16 protein-coding genes are annotated in these 20,385 nt (G+C 46.8%); 11 read left to right on the forward strand and 5 right to left on the reverse strand.

All coding sequences use genetic code 11. The features are described from left to right. Positions 1 to 48 precede the first annotated feature (48 nt). Both BLV33_RS00175 and BLV33_RS00180 read left to right on the forward strand, forming a co-directional pair. Complete coding sequence (locus BLV33_RS00175) at positions 49 to 1,794, forward strand: ABC transporter ATP-binding protein (RefSeq protein WP_090786710.1); 1,746 nt, start codon at positions 49 to 51, stop codon at positions 1,792 to 1,794. Then, positions 1,778 to 3,607, forward strand: a complete 1,830-nt coding sequence (locus BLV33_RS00180; protein WP_090786713.1) for an ABC transporter ATP-binding protein — start codon at positions 1,778 to 1,780, stop codon at positions 3,605 to 3,607. Before BLV33_RS00175 ends, BLV33_RS00180 begins: the two co-directional genes overlap by 17 nt. Here BLV33_RS00180 and BLV33_RS00185 read toward each other — a convergent pair whose 3' ends face one another. Together BLV33_RS00185 and BLV33_RS00190 are read right to left on the reverse strand one after the other, a co-directional pair. Next, a complete protein-coding gene (locus BLV33_RS00185; protein WP_090786715.1) occupies positions 3,608 to 5,110 on the reverse strand; it encodes a glycosyltransferase family 39 protein in 1,503 nt (500 codons plus the stop codon). 72 nt (positions 5,111 to 5,182) lie between these two features. After that, entirely contained in the window at positions 5,183 to 6,964 is a 1,782-nt protein-coding gene (locus BLV33_RS00190; protein WP_090786718.1) for an ABC transporter substrate-binding protein, read from the reverse strand. Positions 6,965 to 7,088: 124 nt separating this feature from the next. On the opposite strand from BLV33_RS00190, the gene BLV33_RS00195 reads away from it, so the two are divergent. Together BLV33_RS00195 and BLV33_RS00200 are read left to right on the forward strand one after the other, a co-directional pair. Continuing rightward, positions 7,089 to 8,618 (forward strand): DUF4153 domain-containing protein, encoded by a 1,530-nt coding sequence (locus BLV33_RS00195; RefSeq protein WP_090786721.1) that lies wholly within the window; start codon positions 7,089 to 7,091, stop codon positions 8,616 to 8,618. Between the two features lie 75 nt (positions 8,619 to 8,693). Further along, entirely contained in the window at positions 8,694 to 9,851 is a 1,158-nt protein-coding gene (locus tag BLV33_RS00200; RefSeq protein WP_090786724.1) for a hypothetical protein, read from the forward strand. A 110-nt stretch (positions 9,852 to 9,961) separates the two neighbouring features. Here the strand turns inward: BLV33_RS00200 and BLV33_RS00205 are convergent, their stop codons facing one another. The 3 genes from BLV33_RS00205 to BLV33_RS00215 form a co-directional block, all read right to left on the reverse strand. Continuing rightward, positions 9,962 to 10,768, reverse strand: a complete 807-nt coding sequence (locus tag BLV33_RS00205) for a glycerophosphodiester phosphodiesterase (protein WP_090786726.1) — start codon at positions 10,766 to 10,768, stop codon at positions 9,962 to 9,964. Between the two features lie 380 nt (positions 10,769 to 11,148). After that, positions 11,149 to 12,168, reverse strand: a complete 1,020-nt coding sequence (gene namA, locus BLV33_RS00210) for an NADPH dehydrogenase NamA (protein ID WP_090786729.1) — start codon at positions 12,166 to 12,168, stop codon at positions 11,149 to 11,151. 337 nt (positions 12,169 to 12,505) lie between these two features. Continuing rightward, positions 12,506 to 12,712, reverse strand: a complete 207-nt coding sequence (locus BLV33_RS00215) for a DUF1657 domain-containing protein (RefSeq protein ID WP_090786732.1) — start codon at positions 12,710 to 12,712, stop codon at positions 12,506 to 12,508. Between the two features lie 156 nt (positions 12,713 to 12,868). Between BLV33_RS00215 and BLV33_RS00220 the strand changes: the two genes are divergently transcribed. The 7 genes from BLV33_RS00220 to BLV33_RS00250 all read left to right on the forward strand — a co-directional run bounded on the left by BLV33_RS00220 (position 12,869) and on the right by BLV33_RS00250 (position 20,371). Continuing rightward, positions 12,869 to 13,729 carry a DUF421 domain-containing protein gene (locus BLV33_RS00220; RefSeq protein ID WP_090786736.1) on the forward strand — a complete coding sequence of 287 codons (861 nt, stop codon included), beginning with the start codon at positions 12,869 to 12,871 and terminating at the stop codon, positions 13,727 to 13,729. A gap of 18 nt (positions 13,730 to 13,747) precedes the next feature. Further along, a complete protein-coding gene (spoVAC, locus tag BLV33_RS00225; RefSeq protein ID WP_090786739.1) occupies positions 13,748 to 14,221 on the forward strand; it encodes a stage V sporulation protein AC in 474 nt (157 codons plus the stop codon). A gap of 4 nt (positions 14,222 to 14,225) precedes the next feature. Beyond that, positions 14,226 to 15,248: a stage V sporulation protein AD gene (spoVAD, locus tag BLV33_RS00230; RefSeq protein WP_090786742.1), complete on the forward strand. Its 1,023-nt coding sequence runs from the start codon at positions 14,226 to 14,228 to the stop codon at positions 15,246 to 15,248. Between the two features lie 2 nt (positions 15,249 to 15,250). After that, positions 15,251 to 15,601, forward strand: a complete 351-nt coding sequence (gene spoVAE / locus BLV33_RS00235; RefSeq protein WP_090798553.1) for a stage V sporulation protein AE — start codon at positions 15,251 to 15,253, stop codon at positions 15,599 to 15,601. A gap of 289 nt (positions 15,602 to 15,890) precedes the next feature. Further along, positions 15,891 to 16,850: an AAA family ATPase gene (locus BLV33_RS00240; protein WP_090786744.1), complete on the forward strand. Its 960-nt coding sequence runs from the start codon at positions 15,891 to 15,893 to the stop codon at positions 16,848 to 16,850. A gap of 4 nt (positions 16,851 to 16,854) precedes the next feature. Beyond that, positions 16,855 to 18,147, forward strand: coding sequence for a DUF58 domain-containing protein (locus tag BLV33_RS00245; RefSeq protein ID WP_090786747.1), 1,293 nt, complete (start codon positions 16,855 to 16,857; stop codon positions 18,145 to 18,147). Continuing rightward, on the forward strand, positions 18,131 to 20,371 hold the full coding sequence (locus BLV33_RS00250; protein ID WP_090786750.1) for a transglutaminase TgpA family protein: 2,241 nt from the start codon (positions 18,131 to 18,133) through the stop codon (positions 20,369 to 20,371). Before BLV33_RS00245 ends, BLV33_RS00250 begins: the two co-directional genes overlap by 17 nt. Positions 20,372 to 20,385 lie beyond the last annotated feature (14 nt).

A 20,385-nucleotide genomic window follows, 5' to 3' on the forward strand; every position in this document is an offset into this window, starting at 1 on the left:
TTATCTATTGGAATGAGTATACCATAATTTGCAAGGGGGAAGCCGAATATGCAATTTTTCAAAGCCTATATAAGCAGCTACTGGAAGCTTTTTTTGATTTCCTTTCTGTTCCTGGCGTCAGAAGCCGCATGCGACCTTTTACTGCCTGCCATTATGGCGAAAATAATTGATGAAGGCGTGTCCGGCAAGCAAATGAATATCATTTTGCAATTGGGCGGACTCATGCTTCTGATAACAACAATTGGCGCGATTTCCGCTACGGGCCGCAACATATTAGCCAGTCGAGTTTCACAAAATTTTGGCGCTGACCTCAGATCGGACCTGTTCAGAAAGATTCAATCGCTTTCTTTTGAAAATCTGGATAAATTCAATAGAGCTTCGCTCGTCACGCGGCTGACCAATGATGTGACACAGGTTCAGGTATTTGTGAACGGAATGATGAGAGTTTTTGTCAAATCTCCGATGATTGCCATCGGAAGCTTGATCATGGCGGTGAGATTGAATCCGCAGCTCTCAGTGGTGTTGGTTGTAGTTGTGCCGATAGTGGCATTATTGATTGTGATGAATATGAAGGTGGGTTATCCGTTTTTTATGAAGGTGCAGAAGGCGCTGGACCGGGTTAACAGCATCATGAGAGAATATTTGTCGGGAGTCAGGGTCGTCAAGGCATTCAACCGATTTGATTACGAAGTGGATAAATTTCAACTGGCCAATACGGAATATCAGAATCGTTACACAGTTGCATTGAGAGCCATGGCGATATTCAGCCCGGGAATCACGTTAACGGTCAATCTGGGCATCGTCGCTGTCATTTGGCTTGGGGGCATATGGGTAAGCACCGCACAGATGCAGGTAGGGCATATCATTGCTTTTATCAATTATATGACGCAAATCCTGTTTTCGCTGATGACGATTTCCATGGTATTTACGATGTTTGTAAGAGCAAAGGCTTCGACTGGACGGATTATAGAAGTGTTATCGCAAGAAAATAAAATGAGCTGGGAGCCAGCTGCAGACGAAACCGGAACCCAACAGGGAAGAGTGGATTTTGAAAATGTGGACTTTTCCTATGAGGGCTCTTCAGGAGCTTCGGTTCTCCGTGATATCACCCTTACCTGCATGCCCGGGGAAACAGTAGGGATCATAGGCTCTACAGGTTCGGGCAAAAGCAGTTTGGTCGGATTAATTCCGCGTTTTTACGATGCGAATGCAGGTTCTGTGAAAGTAAACGGGCAGGATGTCAAGCATATCGACCCCAAGCAAATTAGGGAAAAAGTGGCAATTGTCCCGCAGAAAACCGTTTTATTCACGGGGACTATAAGCGAAAATATCCGTTTTGGCAAACAAGATGCCACTCAGGAAGATATGGAGCAGGCGGCCAAAATGGCAGATGCTCACGAATTTATTTCTTCGTTCCCTGAAGGGTATGAAACCCGCTTGGGACAAGGTGGGGTCAACCTTTCGGGGGGTCAGAAGCAGCGGATATCGATAGCCAGAGCGCTCATCCGACAACCGGAGATTCTTATCCTGGATGACTGCACAAGCGCCGTAGATGCAGCAACCGAAGCCAATATCAAGAAGGCGTTGAAACAATACGCTAAGGGTCTTACCTGTATCCTCATAGCCCAGAGGATTTCATCGGTGATGGACGCCGACAGAATCGTAGTCATGGATAATGGACAAATTGCAGGCATGGGCAAACATGATGAGCTTATGGAGAGTTGTGAGGTTTATCGGGAAATATTCCAATCCCAAATAGGGAAGGAGGCGCATCACAATGTCGGAGCGATCTGAGCAAGATCAACCGGTAGGTGGTATGGGCGGCGGCTTTGGCGGTCGATTCGGCAGAGGCGGTCCCGTTGTCAAACCCAAAAACTTCAAGGGAACCCTAAAAAGGCTATGGTTTTATTTGGGTAAGGAAAGAAAATGGCTCTCCATCATTTTTCTGTCTATTTTGATCGAATCCGGGCTAGTTCTAATAGGTCCCTTCCTGATCGGAATTTCTATTGATGCCATGACATCGTTAAATGGGGGTGTCGATTTCAAGCTTCTACAAATCGCAATACTTGCTCTCATAGCTGCCTATATGACAGATGGATTTCTGATCTTATGGCAAGGCTGGCTGGCGGCAGGTGTCTCGCAGAGAACGGTCATGAACCTTCGGCAAGCCTTATTCCAGAAGCTCCAAAAGCTGCCCTTATCCTTTTTTGATTCTCGGCCCCATGGGGAAGTCATGAGCAGACTCAGCAATGATATCGACAACGTCAGCACTACACTCGGCCAGTCCATCACTCAATTCATGTCAGGCACCATTGTAATATTGGGCTCGCTGGTGATGATGATTGTTCTGAGCCCTGCGCTTACTTTAGCCAGCATCATTACGATTCCGATGGTCTTTCTATTGGTCAAAAGCATAACGAAAAGAACAGGTAAAATGTTCAGGGATCAGCAGGAACAGCTTGGAAAGCTGAACGGGCATGTGGAGGAAACCATTACGGGAATCGCTGTGGTAAAAGCATTTAATCATGAGGAAAAGGCCATTCAAGAGTTTGATAAGGTGAACGTCCAATTACGCGAGACAGGCCTCCGGGCACAGATCTGGTCCGGCTTTCTGATGCCGATTTTGAATGTGATCAATAATGCAGGCTTTGCTGCGGTAGCCCTTGTTGGGGGCATTCTTGCAATACAAGGCCATGTTACAATTGGAATCATTGCCGCTTTTTTGAGCTATTCCCGGCAATTTGTAAGGCCCATGACCGAGGTCGCGAATATATTTAATCTGCTGCAATCCGGGCTGGCGGGAGCGGAGCGCGTGTTTGAGGTGATCGACGAACAAGAGGAACTGGCCGATTCAGCTCAAATGCGGGAATTGAAAAATCCGAAAGGGCATGTTGTTTTTGACAATGTTACATTTGGTTATCGCCCGGACCGGCCGATTTTAAAAAATGTGAGCTTCGATTCCAAAGCAGGCAGCAGCACCGCCTTGGTAGGTCCTACGGGCGCAGGGAAAACGACGATAGCGAATCTCGTAACTCGATTTTATGATGTAACCGAAGGAGCTATTTACATCGACGGCATCAATATCAAGGAATATACAAGGGACAGTTTACGGCGGAGTTTCGGGATTGTGCTGCAGGATACGTATTTGTTCTCGGGTACCATCAGTGAAAATATTCGCTACGGTAAACCGGACGCAACGGATGAAGAAGTTGAGGCTGCGGCCCTTATGGCCAATGCGGATGGCTTTATCAATCAGCTACCCAAGCAATATGAGACGCTGCTATCCGAAAATGGCGGTAATTTAAGCCAGGGGCAGAGGCAGCTTCTAGCTATCGCCCGCGTGATATTGGCTAAGCCGGCAATGCTTATTTTGGATGAAGCCACCAGCAGCATCGACACCCGCACGGAGCTTCATATTCAGGACGCCATCTTAACCATCATGAAGGGTCGTACGAGCTTTATCATAGCCCATCGGCTTAATACGATACGTGATGCAGATACGATCATGGTGATTGATGATGGTGAAATCACTGAGAGAGGCAGCCATGATCAGCTCTTAAAGGTGCAAGGAACGTACAATCGCATGTTTGTTACCCAATTTACGTAATCAGGGCCTTTTCAAATAAAGCAGCCCGTCCAAGCTGCACAACAGGATCATGGGAGCAAAATTGATCAAATACCGCGACCGTGCTTCCCAAACAAGCAAAAATAAGCCCAATCCAAATAGCGACAGCGCACATACGGAAATTAAGGTAATTTGTCTGGTTCTCAATTGACGCCAGCCTGACAGCACGATGAGCGAGAGCAAGCTTAAATTGACGATTTGACAAAAGTAGATGTATATATAGTTTTGATTGGCTTTCATAGGCAGCAGGTAGGAGTGCAAAGAAGTGTACTTCTGCACCCCCCGGTCCAGCTTGACCGGGGCAAAATAGGTTCCATCCCCCCATGTGAACAGGTTTTTGGTAGAAAATAGCTTGGCAATCCCCATGATGCCATAATTGTGAAGCCGTGTTTGGATGATTGCCAAATTGGCTTGTTTTCTCCTTTCTTTCGTAAGAAAGGATTCCGTGTATTGGACATCACGATAATCATAAAATCCATAAGGACCTTTAAGACCCATCATGATCCAATGGGTATATGGATAACCCGTCTGTTTGTAGGGAAGAGGAAGAATGCCGCTTGAATCGATCAAGGCGGCATATATTTTAAGTCCGATGAACAAAACGGCAATAATCAATGCCCCCTGTTTCATAAAGCTTGTAAAGCGTTTGGTCCAAAATAAATGAATCAGCAAGGCTGCAAATAGGATGTCTACTGTCGGTTTGATCAATACCCCCAAAGTTCCGAAAAGCGCCGCGATTAATAGGAAGATCAGCCTCTTTTTCTTCCTGCCATCTTGGCTAAGCGAATAAAAATACAGCATCCCAATACTCATTGGCAGTGAAATGGTATCTGTATAATAAATGGGCACATAAGTAATGAACGGAGAAAATAGCAAACTAAGAACCAATATCAGGGTGGCCTGCTTCAATCCGAACAATTTTCGGGCTGTCAGGTAGAGGAAAAGCAGCGCCAAGTCGATCATAAACATATTAAAGAGCAAACCCACCTTGTGGGGATGATTAAAATCCAGGGAATTAAATAGCTGAAATATCCCCGAAATCAACAGCGTAATCGGCAGATTATTGGGGTAATCCTGAAAATAATAGCTATAGCCATTGCTTCCTTGCGTAAATTCTATGGCAGCATGGTAGACGACAGCGAAATCCCATAACTTGGGTTCAACCTGATATATGGCTGTAAATGCAAATTGGGCGGCCGGGATTAATACCGCGAAAACGAATGGAAGTATAACGTGGATTCTGTTCTCCATGCGGCTGCATACTCGGTTCAATATGATCAGAAACAATACGAAGCAGACTGCACCGCCAAAAATGATCAGCGGATTGAGCGGTTTATCGTAAATATGGGGAAACAGGAAATAAGGCTTATTATGTTGAAAGCTGTAAACGCTCCAGAACAGAATGAGCATCATGGACCAACTAAAAAAGACAAGAAAGCATACAAAAAAAATCTGGTTCAACAGTAATTTATAGGAATAAGACATGGGGATCTCCTTGTTTTTGGAAGAGAAACTGTAGTTAAGGTTGCACCAAAATCAAGGAGTTTATTCCAAATGTCAGGTAAACCAAATATCCCGAAATCGCACCCAACCGAGGGATTCCAATGAAATTCCGCGAATGGAAGGGTGATAAGCCGTTTTCAAATGTTTACGATATAGGAAAAGTAGGCTGTGCCTTTCTTTTAACTGATTTTCAATTTGTGCGAATCGCTTCTCTCTTTCTTTAGCGTCAGGCTCTGCCAATATCTGCCCGATCACGCGGTCCAGCATGCTTTGAAGGTCTGACGAAGCATGCTGCTGCATGCTCTTGTACAAATCGATGAGCCGGAGCTCGCGATGCTCATCCAGCATGATAGCAAAGAGAAGCATATCGGCAGACATGCGAGCTTCTCCCTTGAATTCCTCTGCAGGGATCAGCACGATGTCGATAGAGATGCCGGCTCTATCGCAAACCTGCCGGATCAATTCGGCATCCGCTTCATACTGCGGTATCGTAGCCAGCTTTATACGCTCGCCGTGATATCCGGCAGCTTGCAATTTTTCCTCTATCTCCTCCAGCTTTGCGAGCTTCGGTATCGATGGAGCTTCCATCCGGGTCGAGAAGCTTTCTCCGGATTCAATGACATCGCCTGAGAGCTTGTCCCGCAAATAGGCTCGATCAATGGCAAAATTCAATGCTGCGCGCAGGTCAGGATTGGCTGTCGGTTCTCCTTTCATTTCATTAAAAGTTATGAATTTGCAGGTCATGCCCAACTGGCGTACCTGCTGCCACTCAGCAGCGTTCAAGTCCGAGATGCGCACATTATGCATCACCTGAAAGGGCAGCTGCCCCTCTTCAATTCCTCGATTTTCCCTCTCCGGCAGGGTCCAAACCTCAACCCGATCCAGAAATCCGCGTCCCTGGAAATAAGCGGGGAATGCTTCCAGAATCCAGATCCCTTGTTCGTGCCCATTAAGACGAAAGGGTCCGGTACCGATTGGCGTTTTGCCAAATTTCCGACCCGCAGCTTCGCAGTAATCCTGAGGGACAATCGATGCTCGATTGGTAGTTAAAAATGCCAGGAAAGCTTCGTTTCGTTCCGATAATCGGATGTGTATCGTAGTGTCATCCGGGGTTTCCATCGAAACAATAGAGGCATAAGCCCAGCTGTAAAGTCCCCTTGGAGCAAGCTTCTGAAGCCGCTCCAGAGAATATTTGACATCGGATGACACCAGCTTCCGGCCATGATGAAAGAAGACACCTTTTCGCAGATAAAAGGTCCAGACCGTTCGAGAATCATCCACCTCCCAGGCATGAGCCAGGTGAGGCAGAACTTGCTCACCCTTCGCATCCATGCGGACGAGTCCGTCAAACAGCTGGTTCACCAAATGGGATTCTCCGGAATAATGAATGGCGGCAGGATCCAGGGTATGGATCGTTTGAGGGAGAGGAAAGCGCAATATATCTTTTCGCTGCTGGCCGCTCACCTCGGAATGAAAGCCGAATTGGCCCGATAACCAATCGTGAAACAGCTCGCGCATCGAACCGGAGCTCTCCTCGGCTTGCATCAGCTCCAAAGCCGAGCGCAGATCCTGTTTGCTTACCATCTCTTGAGCTTCCTGCAGAAGCATATCTTCCGGCCGCGCCAAAAACAGCAGGCTGGATCGGTTCCCGCGGCCTCTTCTGGGAGTCCAGGAAAGCCATTTTTCCTGCTGCATCCTTTTGAGAAGGATCACCATATTTCGATGGGTGCATTCAAGGATTTCCGCCAGCTCCTCTAAGGTGGTCTCTACCGGTATGCCTTCCGGGAGCTTTGGAAAGGAGCGCCGTAATGCTAAATAATGCCGCCGAATTTTCATATTCAACTCTCTCCTGATTAATATATGAAATTATGAAAATGAATCTTGCACTTTTTCTTCTTATTTTCTAAGGTACAATAAAATTGAAGAAAATACAAATTGCGGTACCAAGGAGTGAAGGTAGATGAGAGATCCTGCGCCATGGCTCAAGAAATACAATAGAATGCTGCTGTTTGCCTGCCTGTTAGGCTTGATCAGCCAATATTTATTTGTCGGTAAAGCTGCAGGGATTTCTGTTGTTTTATTCGTGATTGGCTTTTATGGCACTTTTTTTTATGCGGTTAGAGGGAGGCTTGGCGGATTCGAAAAATGGAAAGGTCAAGCCAACATTGGCTGGCTGCTGCTGCTTCCTGTCGGATTGCTCTCTATGACCTATACTCTGTATGCCAATGATTTTTTCAGAGTATTAAATGCTCTAGCGCTTCCCCTTTTGGTTGTTGTACAAACCATGTGGATCACTCGAAACAAAGTACATAATTGGCGGGGGCTTCATTTTTTCCGAACTATCCTTAGTCAAAGTGCAGCCCAGCCCCTAAAGAACCTTAACATCCCTTTTAGCTTGATTCGCAGCTCGATGCCAAGCACACCAGAGGAAAAATCCAGTTCAACGTGGAGCCGGATGCGCAAGGTTTTGATCGGCTTAATTCTTGCTCTGCCCTTCCTTTTTATCGTGGTTGCGCTCCTCGCCTCAGCGGACAGCATCTTCCAATCCTGGATTGAAGGGATTTCAAATTTATTTAAGGGAGTGTCGTTTGGGGACTTGATTCTGCGTGTATTCGTGGCTCTTCTCGTCAGCCTGTACACATTCACTTATTTATGGGGCTTACTTTTTCCCAAAGTTGACAAGGTAGAAAAGGTACCCAAGCCAATAGAATATCTGGATTCCTTTCCCGAAGAAGGTGTTCAAATCGAGAGGGTCAAGATTTCGCTGGACCCCATTATTGCCGGTACACTGTTTGTGTGCGTCAACGTCGTTTATGTTCTCTTTGCGGGGATTCAGTTCTCGTATCTGTTTGGAGCCGCCAAAGGCTTGCTGCCCGAAGGTGCAGCTTATGCGGAATATGCGCGCAGAGGATTTGCGGAATTAGTCATGGCAGCCTTGATTAATATGGGTTTGCTGCTTGTCGGTCTGCATGGGATCCGTCGATCCGGAGCCATGGCGGAAATGATTCGAAAGCTGCTTATGAGCATATTGGTTGGTTGTACAGTCATCATGCTTGTCTCGGCTTACAGCCGCCTTTCCTTATACGAATCAGCCTACGGATATACACTGACCAGGCTCTTGGTTCATGGTTTTATGCTCTTTCTCGGCGTTTTGTTGATCATCACCTTGTTGCGTATATGGTGGGAGCATTTCTCCTTGTTAAAAGCATATCTCCTTAGTGCCGTCGTCGCTTATGTGCTGATGAATTATGCTAATTTGGATGACCGCATTGCATCGAACAATATTGCGCGGTATGAACAATCGGGAGTCATCGATATCCCATACCTGGGCATGCTTTCCACAGATGCGTATCCCGCCTTGCTCCAGTTTCAGGCTAAACATCCGGAAATACTCTCATTAAAGCCCTATTTGGACGAAATGAGGGATCATCAATCACAATATGAAGCTAAATGGCCTTCATGGAATTTGTCGAAGATGAGGGCGAGATAAACGAAAAAACTTGAGTCCACCTCCAACTATCTTTATATTGATAAGTAGACGTTGAATAACGGAGGGCAAAGGAACATGAGTACTCACGATGAACTTAATGGTTATGGGCGGCATTATCTACAAAATGATTCGTACGGGTCTGCAGCTTTTTTCTTTTACAAATCGATTCAGGAGCATGCTGAGAATAATAATGCCTGGAATGGCCTTGTGCTTTCGATAACGCTGATGCGCAGAGAAGGCGATGCACGATCGATGTTAGCCCGATTCAGTCTGCAGCCAGGTCTCGATTATGACCGCGATATGCTCACATTTGCCATGATGCTGTGGCAGCAAAATCCGCTTGCGCTAGCTCAGTGGCTGGAGGCTGTGGCCCAAATGAAGGACATTCTTCCACAGGATAAGCAATCACTTACGGAATTAGCCGCTGATTTGCATAAGGGCTACCAGGATTTTGTGAACCAATACGGCGAAGATTCCGAGCAAGTGAAAGCCATGCCAAGCTTGCGAGAGATAGCCAGTCAGGCTACAGAGCTGGATTGGCTCTATGGACAACCGATCGATCAAGTTTACGAGGTGATTAAACCTTGGCTGGAGGATGATGATCTCGTCATGACGGGTGTCCGCATGCTGTGCATGCTTCCTGATCCGAGAAGCGAAAAGCTGCTGAGAAGAATTGCCAGAAGCGAAGAGGCAGAGTCCAAGGTGAAGACACAGGCACTGATTGCGCTCCGATGGCTGGGGATTCGGGGGAATGCCAAGATCAACAAGTTCTCTGAATCCTTTACGATCAACCTGGATGATCCGCAGCGTGAGCTTACCATTTCAGTCCCGCAAGCATTTAAACCTGCATTGGATCGCATGAAGCTCTGGCTCGCCAAAGAGCAGGACATTATTACGATCGAGGAATATGAAGAGTATGCTTCCGATGACAGCCTTCAGCTTACTGAAGCTATGGGTGAGAAGCTGAATGCTAGTGATTTTCCGTCCATTTGGCAGGAGGTTGTTCACGCGCTGATTCGTGCCGCTTATGATAAATACTATCCGCTAGTGCCGACCGTTACAGGATATCGGGACTGGAGCGCAGCTTTTTTGATGCTGCTCCAGGATTATGCGTCGGGGACCGGACAAGCGTGGAATTACGGCAACCCCGAACAAATCGAAACGGCTGTCCAGCACAAAAATTGGCTGCTTAGCGGGTCACCAGACTTTTATCAGGCCATCTCCGGAGCTTAAATAATCGAATGTCAAGATTCTGCCTTTTGACGGAATTTACCCAGAAGATCGTTTAAAACAGGTTAACGGCCATACCCCATTGATTCCGGGATATGGCCGTTGGACTGTCATTATGTTTTATGCAGGAGCTGAATCAAACGATCAGGATGATTGGTAATGATGTTATTCACACCTAGATTCAGTAAGTCCGACATGATTTTAGGGTCATTTACCGTCCAGGCAAACACTTCTTTATGGTTTTCCTTGGCCAATTTGATAAAATCTTGATTTATAACCGTATAGTTAATACTGATAGCTTCGTAATCCTGGCTTTTTAGAACATTTTCCAGGGTTGCCGGTTTATCGCCGATAATGAGTCCGGTCTTGATCTCTCTATCCAGGGATTTGACGGTTTTTAGCAGTCCGACATCAAACGAGGTTACTACGCAGTCGTGATTAAAGTGCTTTTGCTTCAAAATTTCAACTGTTTTTTCAGCAAGGCGCTTTTGGTGGCCGTTATTTTTCAGCTCAATATTCAGTTTAATATTTCCTTTGGCTGTATTCACGACTTCTTCGAAAGTAGGCACCTTTTCTTCATGAAATCGGGGATTGAACCATTCGCCGGCGCTAGCTTGTCTAAGTTCCTCGAACCGAATCTCCCACATATTTTTATTGATTCCTGTGGTGCGATGCACATTATAGTCATGCATGAGCACAACAACGCCATCCGCGGTCTCCTGCAGATCGATTTCCGCATAACCTGCACCATCCTGAATGGCCTTGCGGATCGAGCTGACGGTATTCTCCGGAGCTGTGCGAGAGCTGCCGCGATGAGCCATGACCCTGTTGTCGCTGTTGCCATGAGAAGTGGTTACTGATTCGGCCGTTGCAAAATTGCTGAGGAATAATAAAATAAGAATCAGAAAAAATTTTTGCATGTAGGCCTCCCATGATGTGATAAAATCGGATCAACTTTATTTTGATACTATCAAAATATATCATAAAATAGTTAAGAGATTGTTAGAAATTAATCATATTTAAATTTAAAAATATGAACTTGCTGAACACTAGACGATATATTAATTAAAAAGTTACACTTCCTGTTAAAAAAGAAAGAGTCATCTTGTTATGTATTTGTAACACAAAAGACACGCCATTTTCAGGTTTCTTTAAGGTTCGCCCACTATACTACAAATAGACCCCCTTTAAATATAAACAAAAGACCCATACCTTAATGGTTATGGGTCTTTTGGCGTCTATATCGAAGGGAAGGGCTATCCTAAACTAGCATTATAAGATGTATTACACGTCTTAATACTTACTTCCAACCTCGCTCATACTGTTTGGGAGGTGTGATCTCGGTGCCGAGCTTCTTGGCAGCGGTCCGAGGCCAGTAGGGATCACGCAGCAGCTCGCGTGCCAGAAAGATCAAATCGGCGCGGCCGTTTTGCAAGATTTCCTCCGCTTGTACGGCGTGGGTAATCATCCCGACAGCACCTGCAGAGATTCCGGCACCATGGCGAATTTTCTCGGCAAAGTTTACCTGATAACCTGGAAACATCTTGGGTAGAATGGGGACGTTGCCACCAGAGCTGGTGTCGATTAAATCCACGCCTTGCTTCTTCATCCATAACGCAAATTGGACATGATCCTCGACCTTCAACCCTTCCTCGTGATAATCGCTGGCTGAAACTCGCACAAACAAAGGTCCATCCCAAATCTCGCGTACGCCGTCTATGACCTCCCGCAAGAAACGGTATCGGCCTGCCGCATCCCCGCCATATTCATCTTCCCTCCGGTTGCTTAATGGAGAAAGGAATTCATGGATTAAATAACCGTGTGCGGCATGGAGCTCCAGGCAATCAAATCCTGCCACAACGGCTCTTCGAGCCCCTTCTACAAATGCGGCTGCAGTTTCTTTAATTTGTTTCAGCGTCATCGCTTCGGGTGTTTTCATCTTATCGTTAAAGGGGATTGCCGAAGGTGCGATAATCGGTACAGGCAGAACCGCTTTGCGGCCTGCATGGGCAAGCTGGATTCCGGCTTTGCTGCCTTGCTCTTGAATGAGCTGAACCAACTCCCTTAAACCGGCAATGTGAGCGTCATCCCAAATGCCGAGATCCTGCTCGGAGATCCGTCCTTGCCTGGTCACGGCTGTGGCTTCTATTATGACCAAAGAAACACCCCCCACTGCGCGAGTCGGGTAGTGGATACGATGCCAGTTATTGACCATACCGTCTTTATCCATGCAGGAATACATGCACATGGGCGACATCACAATACGATTCTTAAGCTCCATTCCGCGAATGGTAAAAGGGGAAAATAACAATTCTATCAACTTCCTTTCATTCATCTGTCACATATTATATCACAGTTATTAAAATGGAATAAACTTCTCCTCATTGACAGGGAGCTTACACCTGTATTCACTTCCATGAATAGGATATATAGCTCGAAGAAAATTACCGTGAGGCGCTATGAAAAGTAAATACAGCGCAGCTCTAATCTTTGATTTATAGACTGGCAGGTGATAAACCCTTGTTCGGTTTAGATAAAATGACACTTATCATTTTGATATTATTCATTTTACTCGTGCTTTTGTTATGGATATTGATCTGATTCAATAAAACAGCCCGAGCGCAATGTTCCGCGCTGCGGGCTGGTTTGATGTTAATTTAAAGTCCTTTAAACTGAGGTTCTTCATTTTCAATTTGCTGGACTCTCGCTGAAACCTGATCTACGATTTGCTGGGTAGATTGAGCCGCATTCTCAAACATCATTTTGGCATCCTGATTTTGTGTGCCTAAAGCGAAAGTTTCCAGACTCGCTTGGGCGCTTTTTAATGAGGCCAGGCATGTTTTAACTTGTGTTCCTATGGTCACGGATTTTCACCTCCTCTAAAATTACTTACTTAATATGCCCTCGCAGCAGCGATCTACAATTACCTTTTTCATCCAGAGCCTCGCTGTCATAATAATCAGCCGTTTTGCGCATAATGCCTCTATCCAGTTAATAGGGAAGGAGGCGTCCAAGCCATTATGCCAGATTGGTTACATATTTTGGTTAGAGCCCTGGGTGCATTGATTGCCTTGTTTGTACTCACGAGAATTCTGGGTAAAAAGCAAATTTCCCAATTGACCTTTTTTGAATACGTAACTGGGATTACTTTAGGTGATTTGGCAGGCATGATTTCAACGGATGTGGAAAGGAACTTTTTTCATGGAATTATCGCTTTGCTGGTTTGGGGATTTGTTCCCTTCTTTCTCGAGATACTGAGCCTCTACAGCAAAACGCTGCGCACGTGGCTCGAAGGAAAGCCTACCATTATGATGAAGGACGGACATATACTTGAAGATAATCTCAAAAAAGAGCGTTATACGGCAAATGAGCTGCTGGAAAGGCTCCGCATTAAAAACGTTTTTAAAACTGCGGATGTGGAATTTGCCATGCTTGAGTCTAACGGCGACTTGAGCGTGCTGCTTAAAAAGGAAAATCAGCCATTGACGGCTAAACATTTGGGAATGAAGCTGACCAATGAAAAGCAGTCCGAAACCGTCATTATGGACGGAAAGATACAGGATGAGCCGCTGGCGTCCGCGGGAAAAAGCAAGGGATGGCTGCACACGGAGCTGGATAAGCTAGGGGTAACCAAAGAAAATGTGTTTTTGGGACAAGCCGATTCTTATGGAGAGCTCACGGTGGACCTTTACGATGATAAAATCAAAATTCCGGCGCCGCAGCAGAAGCCGCAGCTACTCGCTGTGTTAAAAAAATGCGAAGCCGATCTCGAGCTGTTCTCACTCACGACCAAGGATCAGAAAGCCAAGCGGATGTATGAACAATGCTCGGCCAAGCTGCAACAAGTCTTGCAAGAGCTTACTCCGATTTTAAAATCCTGACCACTGTGGAGGATCATGATGGCTGACAATAAAAAGAAAAACATGACGATGACCCAGCAGGAATATCAAGCCTTGGCCAAAAAAAACGAACCGAAAAGGCCAGTATTCATCAACTGTGTGCGCGCATTTCTGGCAGGTGGGATCATCTGTATCATCGGGCAATGCCTGATGGAATTATTTATTAGGGTATTTGGCTTTACCGAGAAAACAGCCGGCAGCCCAACGGTAGCTGTGTTAATATTTATATCCGTAGTTCTGACCAGCTTCGGCGTTTACGATAAAATTTCCCAATGGGCGGGAGCGGGAAGCGCTGTGCCGGTCACGGGTTTTGCCAATTCCTTATGCTCTGCTGCGTTGGAACACCGTGCCGAGGGCTTGGTGCTTGGAGTTGGCGGCAACATGTTTAAACTGGCAGGTTCCGTTATTGTTTTCGGTACAGTCGCCGCGTTCTTTGTAGGCATTGTGCATCTCATTTTCGGAGCCGGGAGGTAAGCCAATGCTCAAAGGATATCAAAGCTGGGTATTTGAAAACAGACCGGTCATCGTTTCCTCTGCAGCCATCGTCGGACCGGATGAGGGCTTAGGTCCTCTTAGCGAAGATTTTGATATCGTTCATGGCGATTCAACCGTCACACAGAAAACGTGGGAAAAGGCCGAGAAAACACTTATGGAGGAAGCAGCCCAGCTAGCCATGCATAAGGCGGGTATTACCGGCGGTCAAGTTCAGTTTTATATCGGCGGTGATTTGATGAATCAAATCATCTCTAATACATTCGCTGCGCGGACACTCGCCATGCCGTATCTCGGCATCTTCGGGGCCTGCTCGACTTCGATGGAGGGGCTGGCATTGGCTGCGCAGCTTGTCGATGCAGGCGCGGCAAATTATGCCATGACCGGGACCTGCAGCCATAACAGCACAGCCGAGAAGCAATTCCGATATCCGACGGAGTATGGATCCCAAAAGCCGCCAACAGCACAGTACACAGTAACAGGTGCGGGCGCAGCTGTTCTTGCCAGGGAAGGTGACGGACCCGTTGTTACCGCGGCAACGATTGGCCGAATCGTTGATATGGGCATCAAGGATCCGTTTAATATGGGAGCAGCGATGGCACCTGCCGCTGTAGATACCATTGAAGCTCATTTTCGAGACTTGCACATAGAACCCGGCTACTATGATCTTATCGTCACAGGAGATTTAGCTGCCGTTGGTTACGATATCGCCAGGGAGCTTTTCCACAAACATAACATCCCGATTGAGCAAACGCGTTACGATGATTGCGGATTGATGATCTTTAATCGCGAGAAGCAGGGAGTCCAAGCGGGCGGGAGCGGATGTGCCTGTTCTGCGGTGGTTACGTATGGGCATCTTATGAAGAAACTACGCAGCGGTGAGTTGAAGAGAATTTTGGTCGTAGCCACGGGAGCGCTGCTTTCTCCTTTATCGTTTCAGCAGGGAGAGAGCATACCCTGTATCGCTCACGCGGTTGCTATTGAATCCGGAGGAGGGATCGAGCTATGATCATGCATTTTATCTGGGCCTTTGTGATTGGAGGAGCTATATGCGTGCTTGGTCAGCTGCTGATAGACATCGGTAAGCTAAGTCCGGCGCATACGATGAGCACTCTTGTTGTGCTTGGCGCCATTGCTGATGGATTCGGCGTGTACGATCCCTTCATCAAGTTTGCTGGCGCGGGTGCAACGGTGCCGATCACAAGCTTCGGCAACTCTCTGGTTCACGGCGCTCTGCAAGAGCTGCAGCAGGACGGCTGGATCGGCATCATCACCGGGATCTTCGAGGTGACCAGTGCCGGGATCTCGTCAGCTATCGTTTTCTCCTTCCTCGCCGCATTATTCGTCCGGCCCAAAGGATAGGGTAAAGGCGGACGCTGTCTTTAATATCCTGAAGCCTCGAATCTACTCGAGGTTTTTTTGGCATTCAAATATAAAATGAACCAAAACTTATATGAAAACGTTTAATAGTTAAGTGCGCCTTGCCTCAAGGCAACCCTTTCGATTATGCTTATGTAAGAGCATTCAAACGCATTTATTCTCACAAATAAATTTAGAGGTTTTGCAAGTATACGAATAATTTCAATTCTTGTAAAATAGAGTAAAGGTTTTCCAAAGCAAATTAGGTTCATTTAAGGAGGAACACGTGTATATGGAGATTGCAACTCAGCACGATAAGGAAGTTCTTACCCGATTAAAGGCCAATTTAGAGGCTTGTATCCTCGGAAAAAGCGATGAAATTACGCTGCTGTTAACGGCTATGCTCGCTGGAGGCCACGTGCTCCTGGAGGATGTTCCCGGAACCGGCAAAACTATTTTGATCAAGGCTTTGGCCCGTTCTACTCAAGGACAATTCCGCCGTATCCAATGCAACCCCGATTTGCTGCCTACGGATATTACCGGTGTTTCCATTTATCATCCGAAGGATGAGAAATTTATATTTAGACCAGGCCCGATAATGACCCATATTTTGCTCGTCGATGAAATCAACCGGGCAACAACCAAGACGCAATCTGCCCTTCTGGAGGCAATGGAAGAACGCCATATTACCGTGGACGGAGATCTTCATGAATTGCCTTCGCCTTTCTTGCTCCTTGCGACCCAAAATCCGATTGATTTTGAGGGTACCTACATTTTACCGGAAGCGCAGCTTGACCGCTTTATGATGAAGCTGAGCCTCGGCTATCCGGATGAAATTACGGAACAGAGAATGATTGCTTCACAGAGTAAAGCTCATCCGATAGATTCGCTGGAGCCTGTAGTTGATATGGGGCATGTACTGGACATGCAGAATCAAGTCAAACAAGTCCATATGGATGAAGCTGTTGCCGGTTACCTTGTTTCCATTACGCGGTTTACCCGTCAGCATGCAGCTGTTTTCCTAGGCGCAAGCCCTCGTGCAACACTCTCGCTGGTGCATGCCTCCAAGGCTTACGCATTTCTAAACGGCAGGGATTATGTAATCCCTGATGATATTAAATACCTGGCTCCTTTTGTCCTTGGGCATAGGATTATTCTACATGCCGAGGCCCGTCTGGATGGAGCGACCGTCACCTCCGTGCTGCAATCGATCTTTGAGCAGGTTCGTGTGCCGGTCCGATTGGAGAAGTGACCTTATGAACACTTCGTTCATCAAGAGAATGGAAGATCGCCCGAGAATCCAGTCGGCCTTCTGGTATGTGCTTACCTGCTTTTTAGTCTGTTTTTTCTTTCTCATGTTTCAGGGCGGCAAGCTCGCAACCATGCTATTTATAACGGTTTCCATCATTTCCATATATTTGGTGCTTGGCAATTGGAGCGGTATCAAACGAACTCAAGGTGTGCGCACACTGGCAAACACGGAACAGGATATCCGCCTTGATGCGGGGCAATCCTTGCAAGTGCAGCTTCAGGTGCAAATTCCCGGCGTTTGGCCGATCCCTTATATTATGATAAAAGACCGGCTGATTCGCCTCAATGGTGAAGAGACGGTTTTTGAAGGCTCCCTGGTACCGGACTGGCGAAGACGGGGAAAGCTGACCTACTTGACAACGCCGCTAAAAAGAGGCTTTTACACTTTTGGCGCAACAGAATGTGCAACGGAGGATATTTTTGGGCTGTTTCAGCACAAGGGTAAATTACAGCTGCCCCAGCATGTATCCGTATTCCCCCAGACAATAACGATTAAGGATTGGGTACAGTTTCATCAAATGCTCAAAGGTATGCAGCATCACTCCACAACCACGCGTGCGCAACGGGAAACAACTCAAATTAACGGAGTCCGCGAATATATTTATGGGGATCGCTTATCCAGAATTCATTGGAATGCGACCGCAAAAACAGGAACCTGGAAATCCAAGGAATTCGAACGGGAATCACTGCCTAAGACTGTCATTCTCTTGGACCGTACCTATCGGACTTACGGGGATGCTGCTCAATTCGAGCTGGCTGTATCCGTCGCTGCTTCCTTATTTCGATATGGAGCAAGTCGTGAATTGGCACTGGGTCTGCTGTCTGTTGGAAGCCATGCTGCCTATTACGAGCCTAGACAAACCTATAGTCAACACAAGCAAATCATGAGTCATTTGGTAAGTGTGGAAGCTGATGGATTTCATCCATTGTTTGAGGTGATCAAGGAAAGGGCTAGACAACTCCCGTCAGGCGGCTTCTTTGTTATTATTTCCCCGCAAAAGGGCCCTGCCATGATGCAAATTCTCAGTTGGCTGAATCAGCATCAAATGAACCCATGCCATATTTGCATCAACCCCGAAACCCATGGGCCGTTCACTTCTCCTTCTGAAGGTACGAGAGCGAGTGAGGACTGGATCAAAAAGATTCGTGCTCAAGGCTATATGGGTTATGAGCTGTCCAATTTAACGGAGCTGCCTAATATATTGGGGGGAGCGAAGCGGTATGCATTCGGAGACTAGACCCTGGAGAAAAATGCTCAACACGGATTGGACGCGAAGGCTGACCGCATTACTGATAGGCGTCGTTCTGCTCCAATATGTGAACTGGATTACTGAAGAGGAAGTCATCTGGCGCTTGGAAACCATCGTGCTGGTAAAGTGGGTCTTGCTTTTGGTCGGCATGTCGTATCTGATCCCGAGGATCCACTGGGTCATGCGCTCATTTATACAGCTGGCGCTGATCATTTTGGTACAGATGAGACTGTTTGGGCTTCATTTTAGTGCGATTCATCTGCGTCCATTATCAGCCTTTACGCCATCCATTGCGGCGAATTTCACTCCATTTGAACCTTATATTTGGTTTGGCTTATCGGCTTGGCTTTGCTATGTAGCCATGATGTGGTTTGTTCAATCCAAGCTGAGAATTTATTTGATGATTCTGATGAGCGTGCTGTTCTTTGCGGTAAGAGATTCTTTTTCAACCATTGTCCTGTGGCAGCAAGTCGCCATTGTTCTCTTTTGCGGGCTGTCGCTGTTAATCCTCCGGCACTTTGCGGAATTGAAAAATCGGGCTCCCAAAAGCTGGGAGACGCTCACAGAATATCCGGCGTCCCTGGGTGTACCCATCACGCTGCTCATTGCAGCTACAGTTTTAATAGGCGCGCTCGCACCCTCGATCAATCCTATCATGACAGATCCTTATACAGCATGGAAAGTGAGCCGAGGGGAGCCGTTTACATTATCCGGTAAAGGCTTGCCCGTCTCCATTCCCCTCAGGGATGGATCCTCGGGATACAGCCGGGATGATCGGCAGCTGGGTGGCGGTTTCAAGTTTGATTATTCCGCCGTCATGACCGTCACTATGGAGTCCAGAACCTATATGCGCGGCGAAACAAGGTCTTTCTATAACGGTTCTGGCTGGGAGCAGAGCGACACGGAAAAGAAGCTTCCTTTGAGCGGAGTCAGCGGCGCTGATTTGCCTCAGGATCCCAGGTTTAACACCTCCTTGTTGAAAACCAAGGAAGTTAAACAAACCGTTGTAATGGACGAACAAAATAATCAAATGTACCCGGTTCTGTTCGGAGGCTATGCGATCAAGAGACTTGAGGAATTGGATAAAGGAGACAGCGGCTTTGAATCCTTGAAATGGTCTCCAAGGCAGTCCGAGCTGCGATACACAGCCAAGAATAAATACCCGAATCAATATACAATTATTTCTCAGCAGCCGGAATACAAAGAAGATGAGCTTCGGCAAGCGACAGCTAACTTTACAGGCAAACCGGAGTGGAATGAATATTTGCAGCTGCCTAAAGATCTTCCGCCAAGAGTCAAGCAGCTGGCCGCGAGCCTCACCCAAGACGCCGGGAATCCTTTTGATAAAGCGAAGATTATTGAAAAATATTTAAGCCAAAGTTTTCCCTATACAAATGAACCGAATCTTAGTAAAGGCAGCAGCAAGGATTTTGTCGACCGCTTCCTGTTTGAAATTAAGGAAGGCTACTGCGACTATTACTCATCGGCGATGGTGGTTTTAACGCGGTCTATTGGCTTGCCTGCCCGTTGGGTGAAAGGTTATTCTTCGGGGCAATCACCCATCCCTCCGGAGCTTGAGAATTTGGGAATCATGTCATCACAGCTTGGTTTGGATGCTAACGGAGGCGGATTGTATACGATTCGCAATTCGGATGCCCATTCATGGGTAGAGGTTTATTTTGACGGTTGGGGATGGATTCCGTTTGAACCAACCGCCGGATTTACCATGCCAACAGTAGTTACACCTGAACAGACAACTCCAAATACGACTTTACCGAATGTCTCTTCTGGTGTCGATACGACAGCTACAACGGCAAAATCAGGCCTTTCGTTATTTCAATGGATGACTGTCATCATATTTGCGATTATGCTTGTCGTGATGAGTCTGTTGCTCCTTCGAAGGTTCGGTTTGCTTGCCGAATGGAAGGAAACGATGAATAAGAAGCAGGGAGCGAATTTTAATCAAAAAATCATTGTTGAGTTTGAAAAACTGCTGCGCTATGGAAAACGAAAGGGCTACAGGCGGCAAGAGTATGAAACGATGCGAGAGGCTGTAGATCGTTGGGGTAATCAAAGCAGGTGGATCAAGACCGAGCTGGAGACGGTTCTGCAGCTCTTCGAGAAGGCCAAGTACAGCCAGTTGACATCGTCTGAGCAGGACTACATGAGCGTAAACCAAGCTATCCAGAGGCTGCGAACACAGATGAAATAATAGGGGGAGCCATT

Source organism: Paenibacillus sp. GP183 (genome assembly GCF_900104695.1).
Taxonomy (GTDB): domain Bacteria; phylum Bacillota; class Bacilli; order Paenibacillales; family NBRC-103111; genus Paenibacillus_AI.

Bases quoted from the DNA above. Each gene is read 5' to 3' on its own strand.
- BLV33_RS00175 (WP_090786710.1), top strand. From the start codon at position 49: ATGCAATTTTTCAAAGCCTATATAAGCAGCTACTGGAAGCTTTTTTTG.
- BLV33_RS00180 (WP_090786713.1), top strand. From the start codon at position 1,778: ATGTCGGAGCGATCTGAGCAAGATCAACCGGTAGGTGGTATGGGCGGC.
- BLV33_RS00185 (WP_090786715.1), bottom strand. From the start codon at position 5,110: ATGTCTTATTCCTATAAATTACTGTTGAACCAGATTTTTTTTGTATGC.
- BLV33_RS00190 (WP_090786718.1), bottom strand. From the start codon at position 6,964: ATGAAAATTCGGCGGCATTATTTAGCATTACGGCGCTCCTTTCCAAAG.
- BLV33_RS00195 (WP_090786721.1), top strand. From the start codon at position 7,089: ATGAGAGATCCTGCGCCATGGCTCAAGAAATACAATAGAATGCTGCTG.
- BLV33_RS00200 (WP_090786724.1), top strand. From the start codon at position 8,694: ATGAGTACTCACGATGAACTTAATGGTTATGGGCGGCATTATCTACAA.
- BLV33_RS00205 (WP_090786726.1), bottom strand. From the start codon at position 10,768: ATGCAAAAATTTTTTCTGATTCTTATTTTATTATTCCTCAGCAATTTT.
- BLV33_RS00220 (WP_090786736.1), top strand. From the start codon at position 12,869: ATGCCAGATTGGTTACATATTTTGGTTAGAGCCCTGGGTGCATTGATT.
- spoVAC (WP_090786739.1), top strand. From the start codon at position 13,748: ATGGCTGACAATAAAAAGAAAAACATGACGATGACCCAGCAGGAATAT.
- spoVAD (WP_090786742.1), top strand. From the start codon at position 14,226: ATGCTCAAAGGATATCAAAGCTGGGTATTTGAAAACAGACCGGTCATC.
- spoVAE (WP_090798553.1), top strand. From the start codon at position 15,251: ATGCATTTTATCTGGGCCTTTGTGATTGGAGGAGCTATATGCGTGCTT.
- BLV33_RS00240 (WP_090786744.1), top strand. From the start codon at position 15,891: ATGGAGATTGCAACTCAGCACGATAAGGAAGTTCTTACCCGATTAAAG.
- BLV33_RS00245 (WP_090786747.1), top strand. From the start codon at position 16,855: ATGAACACTTCGTTCATCAAGAGAATGGAAGATCGCCCGAGAATCCAG.
- BLV33_RS00250 (WP_090786750.1), top strand. From the start codon at position 18,131: ATGCATTCGGAGACTAGACCCTGGAGAAAAATGCTCAACACGGATTGG.